Below are 19,570 nucleotides of genomic sequence, written 5' to 3' on the forward strand. Positions count from 1 at the left end.
CGTACCAATGTCACAGGAAACTTCACCTGAGCTCGTTCCGCTGTCAGCAGCGGTTGAGACTCCCGGACGTCGGCCGTTACTGTCTGTTTCAAAAAGTGAATTTCTGGTCTGGCTGGCGAATGTCGGTCAGCCACGGTATCGACACAGACAGATCTTTCAGTGGATGGTTGATCGTCGTGTGACATCGTTTGATCAAATGACCGACCTTCCGGCCGGCTTTCGTGATCAGCTTTCCAGGGAATTTCTTTTTTCATCGTTTGAACAGGTTGGTCACCAGGTTGCCTCCGACCGTACCGAAAAACTGCTGTTGAAGCTTTCAGATGGAGAGTTGATGGAATGTGTACTGATGCGGGACCCGGGACGACGAACGGTCTGTATCAGTACACAGGTCGGATGCGCGATGGGATGCGTGTTTTGTGCCAGTGGTCTGCTGGGAGTTAAGCGAGATCTGACAGCGACAGAGATTTTTGAACAGGTGTTGGTACTGCATCGCCTGATGGAAGATGACGAGAGGATTACAAACGTTGTTGTTATGGGCATCGGAGAACCCCTGGCGAATTATCGTAATTTGATGTCGGCCCTGGATTTCCTGACGGACGAATTTGGACTGGGAGCCCGACGAATCACGGTTTCGACGGTCGGACTTCCGAAACAGATCCGGGAGTTCGCGCGATGTGGACGGCAGTTCAATCTTGCGGTTTCGCTTCATGCGCCCAATGATGAGCTGCGTAGTGAGATTGTGCCTGTAAATCAGGGGACCGGACTGAAAGAGATCCTGTCGGCGGCGGACGAATTCTTTGCCGTTACAGGACGGCGCATTTCCTATGAATATGTTCTGTTGTCGGGAATCAACGATCAGCCGGAACACGCTCGGGAACTTTCGATGCTGTTGCGGGGTCGTAATGCACACGTCAATCTGATTCCTGTGAACGGTGTAAGTGAGCTGGCTGTGTCCGCACCCCGACCACCGATGACCCATCGATTTGTCTCGGTGCTGGAATCCGGCGCAATCCAGGTCACAGTACGAAAACGCAAGGGCACTGATATCGATGCTGCCTGTGGTCAGCTGCGTCTGCGTCACAGCGATTCAAAAGGGCTTACTCGCTGACCGGCAAAGCCGCTAGGCCAATTCCTGAGTAGTAGAATCCTCGCTGGGCCATTTTTCTGCGATCGTAAAGGTTGCGACCATCGAAGATCACAGGCGACCTCAGCTTCAGTCTGACGTAATCGAAATCCGGATTTCGAAATTCATTCCACTCCGTCATGATCGCCAGAGCGTCGGCACCGTCACAGGCGTCGTAGTGGTGATCACAGTACGTAATTGAGTCCCCCATGATCTGTCGGACATTTTCCATGGCGACCGGATCGCTCACTCGAACATTTGCTCCGGCGTTCAGCAGTTCACGAATCAGAACCAGAGAGGGGGCTTCACGAATATCATCGGTTTGGGGCTTGAACGCCAGCCCCCAGACCGCAATGGTAAGGTCATTCAGGTTTTGATCGAAGTGTCGCAGGAGTTTGTGGAAGATCACCTTCTTTTGACGGTCGTTGATTTCGTCAACCGTGTTGAGAATTTGGGCGTCCAGACCGTGTTTGGCCGCAACAGAGCGCAACGCCCGAACGTCCTTGGGAAAGCACGAGCCGCCATATCCGGCCCCTGGAAACAAAAATGAAAAACCGATCCTGGCGTCGTGCCCGATTCCTTTGCGGACTTCGTTAATATCCGCTCCCACACGCTCACAAATATTGGCCATCTCATTGATAAAGCTGATTTTTGTGGCCAGCATGCAGTTGGCGGCGTACTTGATCATCTCGGCACTCTCGATGCCAACGCTGATGTACGGCTTTTCAGTTCTCAGGAATGACTTGTAGATTTCGTGAAGTGTCTCGGACGCTTCCGGGGTGTCTACTCCCACGACCACCCGATCCGGCCTGGTAAAATCGTTAATCGCAGCGCCCTCCTTCAGGAACTCCGGGTTGGATGCTGAGTAAAACTGCGTTTCTGTTTTTGCTTCGATCCATTCCCGAACACGTCGATTGGTGCCGACCGGAACAGTACTTTTACAGACGACAACAGTCCCGGATTTAAGATGAGGTGCCATTTGTTCTGCGGCACTCTGTACATATTTAAGGTCAGCCGCTCCGTCGGTGTCCTGTGGAGTTCCCACACAGATAAACACACATTTGGCGCTCGAGATGGCTTCGGCATAGTCCCCTGTGAATTTCAGCCTTCCTGATGCTGAATTGCGCCGGACAAGTTCCTCCAGACCAGGCTCGTAGATGGGGAGTTCGCCGCTGCGCAGTTTTCGGATTTTCGATTCATCGACGTCGAGGCAGATGACGTCGTTTCCACTTTCAGCAAAACAGGTTCCCGTGACCAGCCCTACGTAGCCGGTGCCAATCATCGTTAAGTTCATGACCGTATCTGTCTGTTGTCTTCAAGCGTCTGAATATCAGTCCGGTTCGAATTGTGGCAATCTGCAGAGATCCGGCAGTGTCGAATCTGCAGTGCTGTTAAAGACTGGTATTTGATGCAGTGACCGTTCCGCTCAATCCTGCCGAAATTCCTGCATCTGATTCCAGTGTCTCGTTGATTTGACGAACCATGTTTACCAGTTTTTCTTCGCTCGCGTTTTCCGTGGTGGGCAACAGATCCGACCTTAGACTGGTGCGGCCGCTGGTAACCCGTGCTACAAGATGGATAGGACGATTCCGCACTTGGTTATAGATACGAATCACGTATTCGCCAAGTACACTGATACCCATAGCATTCAGCGTTCCAAAAAACGAGGCCGTAATGATGACCGAAGCCCATCCTGGAATTGCAAGTCCGGTGATCATTTTGTGCCAAACCACAAATACGGTTGAAGTCATGCACACTCCCGCCGAGAGTACGGCAATGATCGAGAACACAGTCAGTGGAAATGTGGAAAACGAGAAAATGGCGGTTTTGGCTAGACGAAACAAACCACCCAGAGAGACCCGAGCCTGATCGTCGTAGCGAGCATTACGTTCAACGAGGATACCGGTCTGCCGAAATCCGACCCAGCTCCGCAGCCCGGGAAAATAACGATCTGATTCCGGCAAACTCAGCAACGTATCAACGACACGCCGATCGAGCAGTCCGAAATTTCCGGCGTTCTGCGGAATACGCGTATCCGCAAGCATATTCAAAATGCGGTAGAAACCGTGGAACAGAATTCGTTTCCAGACCGCTTCCTTACGATTGAATCGTTCTGCGTACACAACATCGAATCCGGCTTCCCACTGTTCCAGAAAACGCGGAAGGGCACTGGGATTATCCTGCAGGTCAGAATCCATCACGATGACCACACCGCCCGAAGCCTGATTGAGTCCGGCATGAACGGCGGCCTGGTGGCCGAAGTTACGTGACAGGTGTACGACAACAATACGACTGTCCCCTGCAGCAAGTGCGTCGAGAACCAGTTCACTGTCATCATCGGAACCATCATTGACGTAGATCAGTTCAAACGCCTGACCGATCGCTGTCATCTCAGAGCGAATGCGGTTCGTAAGTTGATCCAGAATTTCGGCTTCGTTGAAGACCGGCAGGACAATTGAGACTTCAACATCAGCTGCGTTCCTGCGGTTTTGTTTTTGTGTCATTTTCGCAGGACTCCCACAAGGGAAAGTCCGGCGGGAATTCCCGGGATGTCCATACAACAGCGTTCTGCGGCTGCCGCCGTCAGCAGCATGCGGTTGGTGAAACCCGAGACCTTTGGGAAGTCCGGTTGAGTCCGCAGAGGGAATATCTTCTCCCAGCCGCGTACGGCCAGTGCTGCCGGCAAAGTAAAACTGTTCCAGTGGTTCAGCCACTGCACCCGAAAACCGCTCTCCTTTGCCTGTTTACGAAACTCACGAATCGTATATCGGCGAAAGTGTCCAAGTTGTTCATCCCACGGACCATACAGCCACGGGCAGGCAGGAACAGTGATGAAGACGGATCCGTCTTCCGCCAGGGAATCATGTATGTGATTGAGAACTCTGACCGGGTTGCGGACATGTTCGAGGACGTCCAGCAGCACCACAGCTTTGAGACTGTCGGAGTCAACAGGCCACGGACTTTCCAGATCATGGATTCTGACGTCTTCAATCCCTCTTTGGCGAACGTGGTTGACTGATTCGGGCATCAAATCGAATCCCGTGACGTCGTATCCCAGCCGGCTGAATTCCACGAGATTGCGACCGGATCCGATTCCCCCTTCGACAAGGCGTCCAGGAGCAGGTGCAAATCGACTGAGCAGCCGAACAACCAGTTTCCGCTTGGCCACGTGCCACCAGTAGTTGTCTTCGAGTTCGACGAGCTGTCTCAGATGACCTGGATCCATAGGGAAGTTTTCCCTGACGATGTAGGAGTTGAAGCTGTGCAATCGTGCCTTACCTGAGCGAAACCGGCTGAATTCCCGGTAAGAATGGCGATGTGCGATCGTGATTTTTCACGGGCTGTGCCGGTCGTGTGTGTTGTGTTGATGTTTTCCGACAGGCCGAAAAGTCGTTACTTCCCGAATATTTGAATTGCTGACGGGGGATGCGTCGGAATCCGCGGTGAGTCTGCAGGTTGCTGCGGCCCGACTGCGATCTCTGCTGCAGGTTGCAGCAGAATGCTTATGAATCATTGTTCGATCCAGTCTACCGAGATAGCTGCGCCAGTCCCTCTGGTCCAAAGTCGCTGTGTCTGGATTGCGCTCCTTCTGTGGCTGGGACTGGCCGTTCCGTTGTTTCTGGGGATGCCGCTGAATTCTGACACGGCGCTGTATGACGTGCAGACGCGTTCATTGATGAACGGTGGTGTGGCTTATCGAGACATCATTGAGCCAAATCTTCCCGGGGTCCTGTGGATTCATATGGCTGTTCGATCGCTGGCGGGCTGGTCTTCAGAAGCGATCAGGAGTGCGGACCTCATCCTGTTTGCTGCAATTCTGTGCCTGTGGATGCGGATCTCTGTTCCCGGCAGACGATCGCGGCCCGTGTTTCTGCTTGCGGCCGCATTGTTTTATCTTACTCGCAATGAATGGTGTCACGTTCAGCGCGATACCTGGACTTTGCTGCCTGTTGGTGTGGCTGTGATCCTGCGTCTTGGCAGACCAGTTGGACCACGACTGCTCGCGGCAGTTTTCGAAGGTTTCTGCTGGGGATGTGCTTTCTGGATCAAACCGCACGTAGTAATTCCAGGTGCAGCGGTGATGCTGATTGATATGCGAGGACGGTCATTTTATGAGATGATTGTGCATTTCACTGCAGTTGTCGCCGGCGGCGTTATTGCCGCAGTTCCGGGAGTTGCATGGCTGATGACCACCGGGGCGTGGGAGCACTTTCAGCAAATGATGCTTGAGTGGAATCCTGAGTACCTGACTGCAGCGAGGGAGCGGATGTCATTTGATCGCTGGGTCATGATGGCTCGACGATTTGCTCCGTGGCTGTGGATTCATGTGGTTGCGTTGCCGATTGCTTTTGCCTCTGTTCGGAGTCACATAAGAAGCGGTCGTACCGATTCCACCCGACGACAGGCACTGCTTGGCGGTTGTTATGTCGGATGGCTGGTTCAGTCGGTCGTTCTGCAGCATGCACTGGACTATGTACACGTTCCTGCAGTTATTCTGGGGCTGGCTCTGATCTGCAGTCATTCTTGGCAAATGCCGATCGTTGCACGGCGAAGCATCGTCACTGGTTTTCTCCTTTGCAGTGTTCTGTGGACGCCCTTTTTTCACGGCCAGCGTCTGCAACAGTGGCCGATGGTACTGGACAAGGGAAGCACCGTATCCGTTCGGGCGATACTGGCTCACGGGAACCTGCCTGACTGGCACCATCTGGGGCGGGTCATTGAGTTTCTCAGGCAGCAGGAAGTGTCGGATCGAGACGTGACGTGCTTAAATGTTCACAGTGTTCATGTCTACAGAGAAACACAAACACTTCCTTCCACACGCTACTGGAGCGTCTCAATTCTGCAGGACCTGTTCCCTCGGCGATCTGCTGAGATTGCTGAGGCCGTGGCTGCGAGTCCGCACCGGTACATCATCACAGAATCCCGTGAAACCAGACTGATTCATCAGATTTCCGGACAATCGATTACTGACGGACTGGAATCTGTATTTGAATCGGGGAGTTACCGCATTCTTGCCGTTGACAGGGATGAGGCACAGATTGCTGCCAAAGTGCAGGACAGGCACAATTAATGTTGACCGGATTGTCTGCGATGACTCAGTTGTCTTCGTTCGTTCGGCGACGCTTTTGTTCGTCCTGCTCGCTGCCAAACAATCCGAACCGCATCCCAAAACCACCACCCCTGCTCGGATTCAGGATATAATCTGCATCCAGCGCTTTCTCAATCCTTTTGTGTGTTTGTGCAAGATGGGCCATGGTGTAGTCATCATACTGATCTGCGGTCGTGCTCTGTGCCGCATCGATCTTTTCCAGAACATTTTGCAGCTGTACCGCGCTGAGCATCGAGATTGCCCGAGAGGCTGCACTATTTCCGTTCCCTGGCAGAGTCAGGTCGATCAGTCTCTGTAAATGTTCCCGCTGAAGATTACGTCGCAAACTTGAAATCAGTGGCTTACGTGCAGAATATTCGCCTTGGGTGTTCTGATCCAGTTCAGACCAGACTTCGTCAGAGACAGTGCTTAGCAATTCCGGCAGCGTCAGTGCATCTTCGCCTTCGGGAATTCGAAGTTCATTGTCGTACACCCATTTGAGTGTCGTTGGATTCATCAGCATTGTCAAAATGCTGGACTGGATTCCAATGATCCGGTCATGAATCGGCCATGTTGATTCCTGGAAAAAATTGCGTATGTCATCCAGCCACTTGTCGCGACCCATTGCCGTGACCAGTTCGGGGGTCAGACCGAATGCTTCATCGTTGAATGCGTTGTCAACGACAAACCTGAGAGCCTGTCGCTGCTGTTCGGCAGGTACGACTTCAACCGGCATTCGGTCACCGGGATCACCCTTTTTGTCCCGGTTGACAAACGCTCCGCCGACCCAGTTGGCCATCATGGAGATGGCGCGGGTTTGCAGTGAAAGAGTAAGTTCATAGCCGTATCGAACCCGGTCCCAGCTGTCTCCGTCCCTGATAAAGTCAGACAGCAGCTTTTCCCGATGATGTTTCGCCAGACGAATCTGGTTATGTGCGAAATCCAGGGGCTCATGGCTGAAGTCGTAACGTCGGGCCAGTGGATCCGGACCGTACAGGTCTTCGTCGGTCCCGTATACGAGTTCAGGTTCGGCCACTCTTGTCAGCACTTTACTGATATCACCAAATGTGTAACCGTATTCTATGGCCCATTCGTCATAGGGGCCGATCCCTGACATGCTGTAATCCCCCTGAATCTCTCCGGATTCCTGGTTGATGTTGACGCCGATATAGTCCATCACCGAGCCTGCCAGCTGCTTTTTTCCTTTCATTTCGTGACTGTTGATATCTGCCAGTGAATAAACGCTGGAAGCTTTGAAGTTGTGACGCAGTCCCAGTGTGTGTCCGACTTCGTGAGCCACCAGATGAGCGATCAGGGGGCCAACGAATGATTCAGGCATTCCATCCAGCATCTGTTCTTTCTTTTTGTCTTCTTTCCTGACATCGTCTTTGTCATCATCATTGCCATCATTTTCGTTCAATGTTCCGTCATTCCTGACACCCTGCTCCTTCTCTGTTTCGGTGTTTGCTTCATTTTTCAGAAGAGCAAGCGACATTCGCATCAGTGCCAGATCGAATGACATCCCCTCGGCAGCCATACACATGCCGTTGATTTGGCTGGTGCGTCCGATAAGGCCGTCATACTCGTCATCACCGATCAGCTGAGGGTCTGCTGACCCCGCTGCGTGACCGGAGTACGGCAGAAGGCTTTGTTGTCGAATACGTTCAGCAATATCCTCACGCTGGGCCGGCGGTGCCAGTCGAATCCGCGGATCCCAGTCAGGATTCCGGGCGAGCCATGAGAGTGTTTCCGGTCCAAAGCCTTCCATGGCAACCTGGGGCAACAGTTCACTGAACTGCTTCTGGTAGTGTCGGATCCAGCCATCCGTCAAAATGATGTCCGCGTCCAGAATCTGACCAGTGAGCGGATTGACGCGGCTGGGACCAATGGCTGTTCCAATGTTGTTGTTGAGCCAGCGGATGAAGTTATAGTTAACGTCCTCAGGATCCTTGTCCATGTGGGCTTTGGAAGTCCGGTCCTGGTAGTAAACTTCAATAGCGTCGGCGATTCCCACCTTTTCAAAAGCACGGTTCCACGCCAAAACACCCTCTCGTACCCAGCGCCGGTAACGGACCGGCGTAGTGTGTTCAATATAGAAGACAATTGGCTGCTTTGGCGGGCTGAGATTCAGCTTGGGGTCGGCTTTTTGTACGTTCCAGCGATTGATATAGCGGACTCGAGTCTCACGATCATTGTATTGTGCGAGATCTGTGTAGCTGGTTGTGAAAAAACCGACACGCTGGTCGGCCATTCGGGGCTTGTACCCCGATGTTTTGGGAATTTCACTGATGGAATAATGCAGCTCCTTCAAGCGGCCTGAGCTGGTGCCTGAGTTGGGCATGGGGAGAAAACTATCGCTGGTCGGAACCTCAAAAGCCACCTCAATGTTGTTCTCAAACGCTTTGGCTGTCGTAACCGTGAACAGCCCGGACCGAGCTGCAGTCGGGGAAACCTGGCCGTATCCGCCGAAGAATTTACGAGCCTGTCCAACCAATAATGCGTCGAGGTCTATGAGTGGTCCTCCGCCCGGACCCATGGTGACAATGGGGATGTCCAGCAGCACCCGGTCGGTGAACAGTCGCTTCACTGAGGATTCCGCTTCTTTGTCGCCGGGTGCGCGGACACTGATATTTGGCTGAATCAATGCGATTCGTTTGTCGTACCGCTTCCAGTAGACATAGAAATCATTTCCCTGCAATCCGGCATAGCGATCACCACTGGCCAGCGTGACTGCGATGAAGTATTTCTTTCCGGAAAAGGAACGAGGCAACTCCGCGTACATCTGGCCATCCTTCTTCCTGCCGTACAGCGTGTACATCGGATTGATTTTGGCCTTAGTTACAATCTTCTGGAAGCCTTCCAGAATCTTGGCGTGAGGAGGAAACGGAGCGGTGTTTGCTGATTGAGCAGTAGCGCTTCCAATGATCCCGACGACGGCACCAGCAACTGTGCAAAGAATACGACTAAAACGCATGTCGGACCTCTCAAGGGACCGCAGAGGAAGCAGAGTCCCAAGCTTGGAGAGTGCGAGAAGCGACAGGTCGTGGACCCCGGCGGTCATCAAACCGACCCCTGTGCTCCGTGAACTTAATTCTACCCGCTAGACAGGAAAGGAGAAGCTGGGAAGACGAGGAATTCAGGGGTGAGAAGAGCAATTGGCTGTCAGAGACGAATTGTTGGCTACGAGCGTTGTTTTCAATACGAATCGGTTGGTCGGGAGCAAGACGTCTGTCTTACCCAGCCTGGTTGAATGGTTGATTGCTCTGATGTGATTAACTGGTTTGTTCTGAGGCAAACTATCTATTGATCAAATCCGGAATGCAGCTGGCCGTATTTTTTGTTTGTGTGGTAGTGGTTCACCCGGATTTAATGAGCATCATACTTTCGTTACAGATATCGATACCGTAAGCCAAGCTTCCAAAACGTTTCAAATCTGTCGGCCCAACGGCTTTCGACTTATAGGCCACGTGGTGCCATAATGGCATTTTGTGCTTGTTGTTGCATGGTGCCATAATGGCTCTTTGTGTTTTTGTTTGTTTTTATTGTGTTTGTGTTAAGTGACTGTTATTAAAGGGTTTATGTAGTTGTGTGTTAAAGTGGCATGGGTTGTGCAGTTGTGAGGAGTGTCTTTGTTGGTGTCTCAGCGCCGACTGGGCTCTTCCACACGTCTTCACCTTTTGAGAGGACTATCATGCACTGTTCAACTCACCAATCCTCACTCAGTCGTCCGTTTCGAGTGGCACGCTGTAACACTGCAACGCGTTGCGGTGGCCTGGGGGCACTCACCATCATCGAAGCGGACTCATATTCCCGCGTTGAACTGGATGTCGCCGGGTTTTCAGCTGAAGAGCTTTCAATCGATCTTCAGGATGGCCATTTGGTCGTGTCCGGTAAGCGTCATCAGGCCGGCGACTGTGATGCAACGATCTACAGTGAACGGCAGTCGTTGACGTTTCGTCGGGTTCTGCGTTTGGACAGTAGGTTCGATGCCGTAACAGCTGAGGCAGAACTTACGGACGGCGTCTTAATACTGACGTTTGCTCGAAATCGGGAAGCTGAACGCCGTCGTATTGAGATTCAGAATTCAGAAAATGACGTCTGAATCTGAAGTCAATTTGAATTCAACCACTCGTCTAATTCAATACCTTCCCATTCAGGAGACAGTACTGTGAATCTGAACTCACTTGAAAACTCATTTCAGCTTTTTAGCGACCTGGTTAGTGACTTGGTTCCCGGAGCGGATGATCATGCACGACCGGAACTCACTATCTTTGATCATGAAGACCGTTACGTCATCGAATGCGACCTCCCGGGTGTGTCACTTGCTGATGTCAGCCTTGAAGTTCACGACGGTGTGCTGGAGATCTCCGGCGAACGCCGGAAGTCCGAATTACCGGAAGGATCGTCGGTGAGATACGACGAACGTCTCTGGAATCACTTCCGAAGAAGAATCAGGCTGGACAAGTCCGTGGACTCTACATTGATTACCGCGGACTATAACAACGGTGTGCTGGTGGTCACCGCTCCTCGGCTTGAGGAAACCCTGCCTCGCAAGGTGATGATCCGGACTTCATCCGGTGACTCATAGATGGGTGAGATGAATACCTGTTTCACCGAACGGGTACGTAAAATCAGGAGCACTTCATGCAGGGTCCGTCAGTAATTCGACGGGCCCTGCTTTCATCTGATTCGACAACAATGTTCGAGATCCATACATAACCGTCTGCACCGTTGCGTTTTTCGTTGATTCGTTATCGTGCCCGATTCACGAACAGGACACTCCTGGTATTATTGTGAGCCAAACGTGACATGGTAAAACGATTCAGCTGACCTGCCCCCGTTTTACAGCAATATGTTTTCCGGACAGGACAAAAAATGCTTGAGAAATTTAAACGCTTTCCTCTGATGTTTGGCCCCACACCGATTGAGCCACTGAGTCGTCTTTCAGAGTGCCTTGGTGGTCGTGTCGATCTTTACGCCAAAAGAGAAGACTGTAATTCCGGGTTGGCATTTGGTGGCAACAAAATTCGAAAGCTGGAATACATTGTCCCCGATGCAATCGCTTCCAATGCGGACACACTGGTCACCATTGGCGGTGTCCAGTCTAACCATACGCGGCAGGTCGCGGCGGTCGCTGCCAAAATCGGCTTGAAATGCCGACTTGTACAGGAAAGCTGGGTGCCGGTTGATGACGCCTTCTACGACCGGGTGGGCAACATACTTCTGAGTCGTGTGATGGGCGCCGAGATTGAATTGGTTGACCAGGGGTTCGATATTGGGATCCGGGACAGCTGGAAACGTGCGCTGGAAGACGTGAGGGCGGAGGGGGGAAAGCCATATGCTATTCCTGCCGGTGCCTCCATGCATCAGTATGGAGGTCTTGGCTACGTGGGCTTTGCCGAAGAAGTCCGAGAGCAGGAGGCACAGATGGGAATCACTTTTGATTTTATTATTGTCTGTACCGTGACCGGTTCGACACACGCGGGAATGCTGGTCGGATTTGCCAAAGATGGTCGTGCCCGCCGTGTCATCGGTATTGATGCTTCAGCGACACCCGACAGAACCCGAAGCCAGGTTCTTGAAATCGCTCAAAATACGGCCGAACTGATCGGACTGGATCGGCAAATTACAGCCGACCACGTGGTTCTCAGGGAAGACTACGCTTATCCGGCCTATGGCATTCCTTCATCGGAAACGAACGAAGCGATCCGACTGTGCGCACGCATGGAAGGCATGATTACCGACCCCGTCTATGAAGGAAAATCCATGCAGGGCCTTATGGATCTGATTCAGCAGGGATTTTTTCCTGACGGTTCGAGAATCCTCTATGCCCACCTGGGAGGTGTTCCGGCGATCAACGGGTACAGTGATATGTTTCAGAACGGCTGATGTGCCTGACCGATGTGACTGAATCCTCAGGGGAACCGGTCCAAACGGCAAACGATCTGCGAGTCAGCTTATTTGAGTTTGAAATCATGTCTTTAGACCGGAACGGTGAAGCTCCGGCGCAGCTGTGAATCGGAATGATATCGTGAAGATAAAGGCGGTCAGATCGGTTGTTCTGTCAGCCGGAAAACGAATGAGAGGAACCGGCATGAAAAAGGAATTCATGTTTGCCGCTGCAGTGTTGGTGCCGTGCGTGAGTCTCTTTGCGGACCAGCCGATTGACATCGGTAACCGTCGTGAATTGATGATTGACCATCATTTGATTGATGAGTTCAGTGGCGGGGCTCGACTGCAGCTCAACAAGCCTGTTCGGCAGGAAATCGCACTGGTTACGGATGCGCCGTGGGAAGGGAATGCCTGCCACTACCGCAGCGTTTTTCAGGACGGAGATCGCTATCGGATGTACTATGGGGGCTACCAGTACGATGTGGGACCGGGGCGGTTAACATACCCGCATCGTGCCTGTTTATGTTATGCAGAGAGTCATGACGGTGTTCGCTGGGTCAAACCTGAACTGGGGCTCGTGGAGTTTGACGGCTCCGTTAAGAACAACATTGTCTTTTCGGCTGCGACGCTGAAGGAGGTTGCGGCTGATCCGGGGCATGTTGCCGTTTTTAAGGACACCAATCCTCACTGTCCGCCGGATGCCCGATACAAGGCAGTTGTACGCTCCGATTCCGTCCCCGGGTTATTGGCTTTCAGGTCTGCGGACGGGTTTGTCTTCGAGCTCATGCAGCGGGAGCCTGTTATTACCAAAGGGGCGTTTGATTCACAGAACCTGGCATTTTGGGATGGGGTACGCGGGGAATACCGGGCCTATTTTCGCGGCTTGCGCGAGGGGATCCGCAGCATTTTTACTGCAACATCAGCCGATTTTCTCCACTGGACCCGGCCACAGAGGGTTGAATTTCCCGGAGCCCCGCAGGAGCACATCTACACCAATCAGGTGATCCCTTATGAACGGGCTCCACACATCTTCACCGGATTTCCGATGCGCTACACGGATCGCGGTCACGTGGATTCGACGGATAAGCTTCCCCATCCGGAGCTTCGGCAACTCCGTGCCAGTAATCATCCGCGTTACGGCAGTGCGGTCACTGACGGATTGTTTATGACCAGCCGCGACGGTCGTCACTTTCACCGCTGGGGTGAAGCACTGATTCGTCCCGGAGCCGCCCGGACGAATGCGTGGGTTTACGGTGACAACAGTGCTGCCTGGGGAATCGTCACGACTAAATCGGCGGTCGACAAGGCACCTGACGAACTGTCCATGTATGTCACGGAAGGCTACTGGACCGGATCAAGTTTGAACGTTCGGCGTTATTCGATACGTGTCGACGGGTTCGTTTCAGTCAACGCACCGCTTTCAGGCGGTGCACTGCTGACCCGGCCGATTCTCTTCAAAGGCAGCAGACTCACGATCAATTATTCGACGTCTGCGGCCGGAGGAATTTGGTTTGAGATTCTGGATGTTGATGGACGTCCTTTTGAGGGATTTGGTCAGGACGAGTGCTATGAGATTTTCGGCGATGAAATCGAGCGGACCGTCACCTGGAAACGTGGTCAGGACGTCAGTTGTTTGAGCGGTAAAGCCGTGCGACTGAGGGTTGTCCTCAGGGATGCTGATTTGTATTCGTTCCGATTTGGCGGTACAGAGGCAGGCAACGAGTAGATCACTTCAATGGCAGCGATTCTCATTTTGTAAGCATGTGCGCACCCGTGCTGATTGCCCACAGCCGGTTTCGGACAGAAGCGACAGACGACAATGTTCCGGATTCTGATACAAGCAACGCTGCTCACACTTTGGTTTGATGCGACTGTTCAGTGCGCCGATGTGTCTGTCGCTACACGGCCAAATGTGGTTTTGATTATGGCGGATGATCTGGGCTTTTCGGACCTGGGGTGCTACGGCGGTGAGATCAGCACCCCCCATCTGGATCAGTTAGCCAGTGACGGGTTGCGTTTCACTCAGTTCTACAATTGTGCAGTTTGTGTAACGACGCGAGCTGCACTGTTGACGGGTCTGCACCCCAGAAGGCAGCCCGAAAATCGGTGGTTGGCTGACGAGATGACGACATTGGCGGATGCCGCCCTGTCTGCGGGGTACCGAACATCACTCACCGGCAAGTGGCATTCGGGTTCATCTGCACCGGACCGGCCGACCGACCGAGGGTTCGAAGAATACTACGGAGTGGCGGATGGATCCTGCAATTTCTTCAATCCGGCTCAGCCTGATCCGGTGTTTTACAATGGAGGGCGTCAGAGGACGTTTCTTCACAATGAACAGCGGGTGACACAGTTTCCGTCGGATTACTACACCACTGATGCTTTTACCGATCATGCTGTCTCTTGCATCCGAAAATTTGCCGCCGGTGATGCACCGTTCTTCGTTCACGTTTGTTACACGGCTCCCCACTTTCCGCTGCATGCCCGACCGGAAGACATTGCCAAATACCACGGACGGTATGATGGCGGTTATTTTCGGATGCGAAATGAGCGTTACCGGCGACTGATCACTCAGGGCCTGATCGATCCGCAATGGAAGCTCTCTCCCTCTGAGATTTCGCAAAGTTTATATCGTTATGACTACCGGATCACCCCGTGGGAGAAAGTTCGGGACCTCCCGCGTGAATGCCGACGCATGGAGGTCTATGCGGCGATGGTCGACCGGCTTGATCAGGGGGTCGGCCGGATTCTGGGCACACTTACTGAGTTGGATGCAGAGGACAATACACTGGTCATGTTTCTGTCAGACAACGGCGGATGCGCTTCGTATCCGGGTTACTGGAACAACGACGAGCGATTGGCACGCGAGGCTTACAACACCAGTCTGCCAGGAGGTTCGAACACCTATGACTTCGTTGCACCAGGATGGGGATGGGCACAGTGTGCCCCGTTCCGTCGCTTCAAAGCCTGGACTTATGAAGGCGGCATTTCCACTCCCCTGATCGCTCGGTGGCCAAACGTGATCAAGGCAGGCACAATCACTCATCAGGTTGGTCACGTGGTCGACTTCATGCCTACGCTGGTCGAGCTGAGTTCTCCGAGAGAACAGGAAGAGGTTTCCATGCCTTCAACGGAGGGTCAAAGCCTGGTACCCGTACTTCATGGTCAGGTGAGAGAAGGACATGATTCACTGTGCTGGTATCTGTTTGGGAATCGTGCCATCCGTCAGGGACGCTGGAAGCTTGTGTGGGGAGCTCATGCCGGGACCTGGGAACTCTACGATATGAAGCTGGATCGTACGGAGACGAATGACTTGGCCCCGCAGTTTCCCGGCCGAGTGGACCAAATGCAGGCCACATGGCACGAATGGGCCCGGCGAACCTGTGTGTCCCCCGATAGCACTGATCTTTGACCCGTACGAGAATTTTGAGTTATTTTCTGCGGACGCTGCGACTCCTGATTCGAAATATTTCGCACCCGATTCGAGATGAATAATACGCTTTCGTTTCGGGTAAGGTTTGCCGACACCCGGTGTCAGTCTCTGTTGATTGAGACGACAGACGGGTTTTCGTGTTGTTTGTGTGACACCTTCCCCGGAGGAATACTGTGACTCCCGTGACCTGCCAAACTTCATCGTTGAATGGTCGGACAGGCCGTCGCTGTCCGGGACTCTGCTGGGTGTTAGCGTTAGCCTTCACAACGAATGTGTCCGCTGCGAACTGGCCGGCGTGGAGAGGGCCCCGGGGCGACGGGATCACCTCTGAGCAGTCGCTTCCGGTCCGCTGGAGTTCGACTCAGAACATCTTGTGGAGAACCCCCCTCCCCGCTGCCGGTAATTCGACTCCGATTGTGTGGGATGGTCGGGTGTTTGTGACCTGTCCGATCAAGGATGGAAAACTCCGCAGGCTGTTGTGCTTTGATCGTGCGACGGGTGCAGAACTTTGGAGATATGATGTTCCTTATGCTGAGGAAGAAACATGGCATCCGGACAATCCTTTCTGTACTGCATCACCTACCACCGATGGAGAAAGGGTTTATGCAAGTTTTGGTTCGGCAGGGATTATCGCCTGCAGTTTTGACGGAGAACTGGTTTGGCATCGTTCGCCGGGAAGGCTCGCACACGAGTTTGGTCTGGCCACAACGTGTGTGCTCTATCGGGATCTTCTGATCGTCTACCGAGGTCCTGGTGAGCCGACTCACATTATTGCTGTCGACAAACGCACGGGCCGGACAGTGTGGGATCGACCGGAGCGAGCAAAGAATCACGGAATGTTTGGTTCTTACAGTGTCCCGCTTATTGTTCCGGTTGGTGACCATGACGAGATGGTTCTGACGCTCCCTGACGAATTGAAAGCTTTCAATCCTCTTAACGGGAAACCGCTTTGGCGGTGTGCCGGGCTCGGCCCTGCGATTCATGCAATGCCGGCAGCCGGCGACGGGATTGTCTTTGGGTTAGGCGGTGTGCCTGGTGGAATACTGGCCGTGCGGACCGGCGGACTTGGTGATGTCACCGGAACACATCGGTTGTGGGAAGATCACGGCAATCAACGACGCATCGGTTCTGCAGTCTGCCACGGTGGATTCCTGTACGTGGCCGATGCCTCGGGGATTGCCCGTTGTCTTAACGCCAGGACAGGAGAAGTTGTCGCCAGGCGACGTCTGGCAGGGCGACTGTGGGGGTCTGTCGTGTTGAGTACCGATCGACTCTATTTCAGCAACACGGACGGTAACGTCTTCGTCCTCAGTGCGGATACCGACCTAAGACGCATTGCACACAATCGCATTGACGAAGAGATGAAGGCCTCTCTGGCTCCATCAGACGGGCAGTTGTTCATTCGAACCTGGGAACACCTGTACTGTATCGGCCAGCCGCAATGAATTTACTGAGGCGCCCGTGTTTTTGGCGGACTGAATCCGTTCCGTTGCTGCATTCCGGTTTCACATACATTGGAACCAGGCCGTGTCTGCTGTACAGAAATCCGGGTTGGTCAGGCGCTATACCAAATGTTTTTTTGTGGAAGGTGGGGCGGGCTGGTACAGGGAAATCAATGGCAGGACAACAGAATATCTGATGTAGTATTATAATCTTCTGCCGTATAAGGATTCACAGAAAGCCTGTACGAGGAAAGAAAAAATGCGAGTGATTCTGACCCTGCTGATGGTTCTGAACGGTTCCCTGATGGCTCAGGACAACTGGTCGCAGTTTCGCGGACCAACCACGGATGGTCATGCCCGTGGCAATCTGCCCCTGAGCTGGAATGAGGAAACCAACATCGCCTGGAAAACGAAGGTCCACGATCTGGGATGGTCGTCTCCGGTCATCTGGGAGAACCAGGTGTGGCTGACCACTGCGTTTAAAAGCGGACACCGACTGTTTGCTGTTTGCCTTGACAGAGAGTCGGGAAAGATCCTTCACGACCTTCATGTTTTTGATGTCAAGGAGCCTCAGCGTGTTGCCGCGATCAACTCCTACGCTTCACCCACGCCGGCTATTGAGAACAACAGGATTTACCTTCATTACGGCACCTACGGAACAGCCTGTCTTGATACTGCAACAGGCCGGACTGTCTGGACCCGGCGAGACCTGAAATGTGACCACGAGGAAGGTGCCGGACCGGGTGGTTCCATCGCGCTGTCAGGCGATCTGGTTGTCATCAATATGGACGGCAGGGATGTTCAGTACGTGATCGCTCTGGATAAGGCCACCGGAAAAGACGTCTGGAAAACGCCCCGTTCTGCCGACTACAGCGCTGTGCGGCCGAACCAGCGGAAATCCTATTGCACTCCTACGCTGATTCCCTGGAAAGACAGTCACCAGCTTGTCAGTCCCGGTGCCAAAGCAGTGATCTCCTACGATCTGAACACCGGAAAAGAACTTTGGAAGGTCAGGCACAGGGGCTGGTCGATCGCTCCTCGACCGGTTTTCGGACACGGGATGGCCTTTGTGATGATGGACCACGACCACCCTGAACTCTGGGCAATCCGCCCGGATGGAAAAGGTGATGTCACCGAAAGTCACATCATCTGGAAGCAGAAGAGGGGAATGTCAGCGAGATCTTCTCCTCTTTTGGTTGATGACCTCATTTTCGTAGTGAACCAGGAGGGAATCGCCAGCTGTCTTGATGCCAGGACGGGCGCCGTCGTCTGGAAAAACAGGCTCCCGGGGGATTATTCAGCGTCCCCGCTTTATGCCGGTGGACGCATCTATTTCTTTAATGAAGACTCTGTCTGCACCATCGTTCGGGCGGCCCGAAAATATGAAATTCTTGGAACGAGCTCGCTCGACGGCGAAACACTCATGGCGAGTCCTTCTGCGGCCGGAAATTCACTTTTTGTTCGTACTGAGCAACACCTGTACTGTATCGGGAAGCGACAGGTTGCCGATGCGTCCCGGAGTGAGAATTAAGTGAAACTCCGGAGACGTTGCCAGTTGAACTAAACGCGGGCACGCCCTGTTCAGGGGGGGCCTAACGTGTCGTTTCGGTCAGTTCCTGGTGTCGGGGCCGACTCGGAGCAGCCTGTCTTTCAAACAGGCAATAATTGATTGCTGCGAATCACCTGGGCAGATTCCGGACAAAACGGGGTGTGGCCGACACTGTGACTTGTGGCCGACACTGTGACTTGTGGCCGACACTGTGACTTGTGGCCGACACTGTGACGGGCATCGACATTCCAGCTTATCCAGGAAAAGTCAACGCACGTCCCTATCCTTTCGTTCCGGCGTTCGTCGGGCCGATTACCGACAGAGGGTTCGCTGCAACGATCGGTATTCTTTAGATCATCATTATCCGGGTGAACCAGTCGGAGAATGGAGTTACTGCAGAAAATCAACAACGGGGTTCTCGCAGAATAATTACGGGGTATCAGATGCAGCGGATCTAAAAAATATGGGTCTTCCAGTCAATGGTCTTTCCAGATCCCTCGATTTCTTACTCGTGCTCGTGCAGTCGCCTGATGGAGTTCGGCGGACAAGTCAGCCGGCAGTCCGAATTTCGTAACCAGCCGGGCATGACCCCTTTCTAGTAATTCTTTGTTGATCAATTCTCCATCAGGCAGGTAGATCCATGCCAAAGTGCGTCCGTAGCGGTCAACCCGTTCCGGTCCGTAACGCAGCCGGACGTCTGTGTCTTCGATTCGGCGGCGAAGCCATTCCAATGATTCCATTGCTCCGTCTTCTGAGGGATTGCCATTGTAGCCCAGTTCGGGGGCGTCGATTCCCAGTAATCGAATTCTGCGACCATCCCCGAGTTTGACTGTGTCGCCGTCAATCACACGTGTGACGTAAACCATTGACGATTGGGAAGCATCGAATTCGCTGTCGACAGAGTTTGGCAGTCGACAGATCAGCAATCCGACGAGAATGGCCGTGGCCAGGATGGCCGGGCTCGGTTTTCTGAATGGACGTGTCACCAGCGACCCTGTCAGCTTCCGTGATTGCCAGTCACCGGCGGATTCTGCCGACGACT

At 53.2% G+C, this 19,570-nt stretch carries 14 protein-coding genes; 9 read left to right on the forward strand and 5 right to left on the reverse strand.

What is annotated here, in order from left to right:
- The first annotated feature begins 7 nt into the window (after positions 1 to 7).
- Entirely contained in the window at positions 8 to 1,108 is a 1,101-nt protein-coding gene (gene rlmN, locus MK110_07905; protein ID MCH2211212.1) for a 23S rRNA (adenine(2503)-C(2))-methyltransferase RlmN, read from the forward strand.
- Here rlmN and MK110_07910 read toward each other — a convergent pair.
- The 3 genes from MK110_07910 to MK110_07920 all read right to left on the reverse strand — a co-directional run bounded on the left by MK110_07910 (position 1,098) and on the right by MK110_07920 (position 4,349).
- The gene (locus MK110_07910; protein ID MCH2211213.1) at positions 1,098 to 2,417 is read right to left on the reverse strand and encodes a UDP-glucose/GDP-mannose dehydrogenase family protein; all 1,320 of its coding nucleotides are present in this window, start codon (positions 2,415 to 2,417) and stop codon (positions 1,098 to 1,100) included. The genes rlmN and MK110_07910 overlap by 11 nt on opposite strands.
- A gap of 97 nt (positions 2,418 to 2,514) precedes the next feature.
- Entirely contained in the window at positions 2,515 to 3,627 is a 1,113-nt protein-coding gene (locus MK110_07915; protein ID MCH2211214.1) for a glycosyltransferase family 2 protein, read from the reverse strand.
- On the reverse strand, positions 3,624 to 4,349 hold the full coding sequence (locus tag MK110_07920) for a class I SAM-dependent methyltransferase (GenBank protein MCH2211215.1): 726 nt from the start codon (positions 4,347 to 4,349) through the stop codon (positions 3,624 to 3,626). The genes MK110_07915 and MK110_07920 overlap by 4 nt, the downstream gene beginning before the upstream one ends.
- A gap of 279 nt (positions 4,350 to 4,628) precedes the next feature.
- Here MK110_07920 and MK110_07925 point away from each other — a divergent pair, with 279 nt between their 5' ends.
- Entirely contained in the window at positions 4,629 to 6,194 is a 1,566-nt protein-coding gene (locus tag MK110_07925) for a hypothetical protein (protein ID MCH2211216.1), read from the forward strand.
- 25 nt (positions 6,195 to 6,219) lie between these two features.
- On the opposite strand, the gene MK110_07930 is transcribed toward MK110_07925, so the two are convergent.
- Positions 6,220 to 9,273 carry a zinc-dependent metalloprotease gene (locus MK110_07930; GenBank protein ID MCH2211217.1) on the reverse strand — a complete coding sequence of 1,018 codons (3,054 nt, stop codon included), beginning with the start codon at positions 9,271 to 9,273 and terminating at the stop codon, positions 6,220 to 6,222.
- 630 nt (positions 9,274 to 9,903) lie between these two features.
- Here MK110_07930 and MK110_07935 point away from each other — a divergent pair.
- The 7 genes from MK110_07935 (at position 9,904) to MK110_07965 (ending at position 18,510) form a co-directional block, all read left to right on the forward strand.
- Complete coding sequence (locus MK110_07935; GenBank protein MCH2211218.1) at positions 9,904 to 10,314, forward strand: Hsp20/alpha crystallin family protein; 411 nt, start codon at positions 9,904 to 9,906, stop codon at positions 10,312 to 10,314.
- A gap of 66 nt (positions 10,315 to 10,380) precedes the next feature.
- Positions 10,381 to 10,800, forward strand: a complete 420-nt coding sequence (locus MK110_07940) for an Hsp20/alpha crystallin family protein (protein MCH2211219.1) — start codon at positions 10,381 to 10,383, stop codon at positions 10,798 to 10,800.
- A 287-nt stretch (positions 10,801 to 11,087) separates the two neighbouring features.
- Positions 11,088 to 12,101: a 1-aminocyclopropane-1-carboxylate deaminase gene (locus MK110_07945; protein ID MCH2211220.1), complete on the forward strand. Its 1,014-nt coding sequence runs from the start codon at positions 11,088 to 11,090 to the stop codon at positions 12,099 to 12,101.
- Between the two features lie 205 nt (positions 12,102 to 12,306).
- Positions 12,307 to 13,830 (forward strand): hypothetical protein, encoded by a 1,524-nt coding sequence (locus tag MK110_07950; GenBank protein MCH2211221.1) that lies wholly within the window; start codon positions 12,307 to 12,309, stop codon positions 13,828 to 13,830.
- A 93-nt stretch (positions 13,831 to 13,923) separates the two neighbouring features.
- Positions 13,924 to 15,516 (forward strand): arylsulfatase, encoded by a 1,593-nt coding sequence (locus MK110_07955; protein MCH2211222.1) that lies wholly within the window; start codon positions 13,924 to 13,926, stop codon positions 15,514 to 15,516.
- Positions 15,517 to 15,782: 266 nt separating this feature from the next.
- Positions 15,783 to 16,982 (forward strand): PQQ-binding-like beta-propeller repeat protein, encoded by a 1,200-nt coding sequence (locus tag MK110_07960; protein MCH2211223.1) that lies wholly within the window; start codon positions 15,783 to 15,785, stop codon positions 16,980 to 16,982.
- A 256-nt stretch (positions 16,983 to 17,238) separates the two neighbouring features.
- Positions 17,239 to 18,510 (forward strand): PQQ-binding-like beta-propeller repeat protein, encoded by a 1,272-nt coding sequence (locus MK110_07965; GenBank protein MCH2211224.1) that lies wholly within the window; start codon positions 17,239 to 17,241, stop codon positions 18,508 to 18,510.
- Between the two features lie 494 nt (positions 18,511 to 19,004).
- Here MK110_07965 and MK110_07970 read toward each other — a convergent pair whose 3' ends face one another.
- Positions 19,005 to 19,514, reverse strand: coding sequence for a thermonuclease family protein (locus tag MK110_07970; GenBank protein ID MCH2211225.1), 510 nt, complete (start codon positions 19,512 to 19,514; stop codon positions 19,005 to 19,007).
- Positions 19,515 to 19,570 lie beyond the last annotated feature (56 nt).

This window comes from Fuerstiella sp. (genome assembly GCA_022447225.1).
In the GTDB taxonomy this organism is placed as follows: domain Bacteria; phylum Planctomycetota; class Planctomycetia; order Planctomycetales; family Planctomycetaceae; genus S139-18.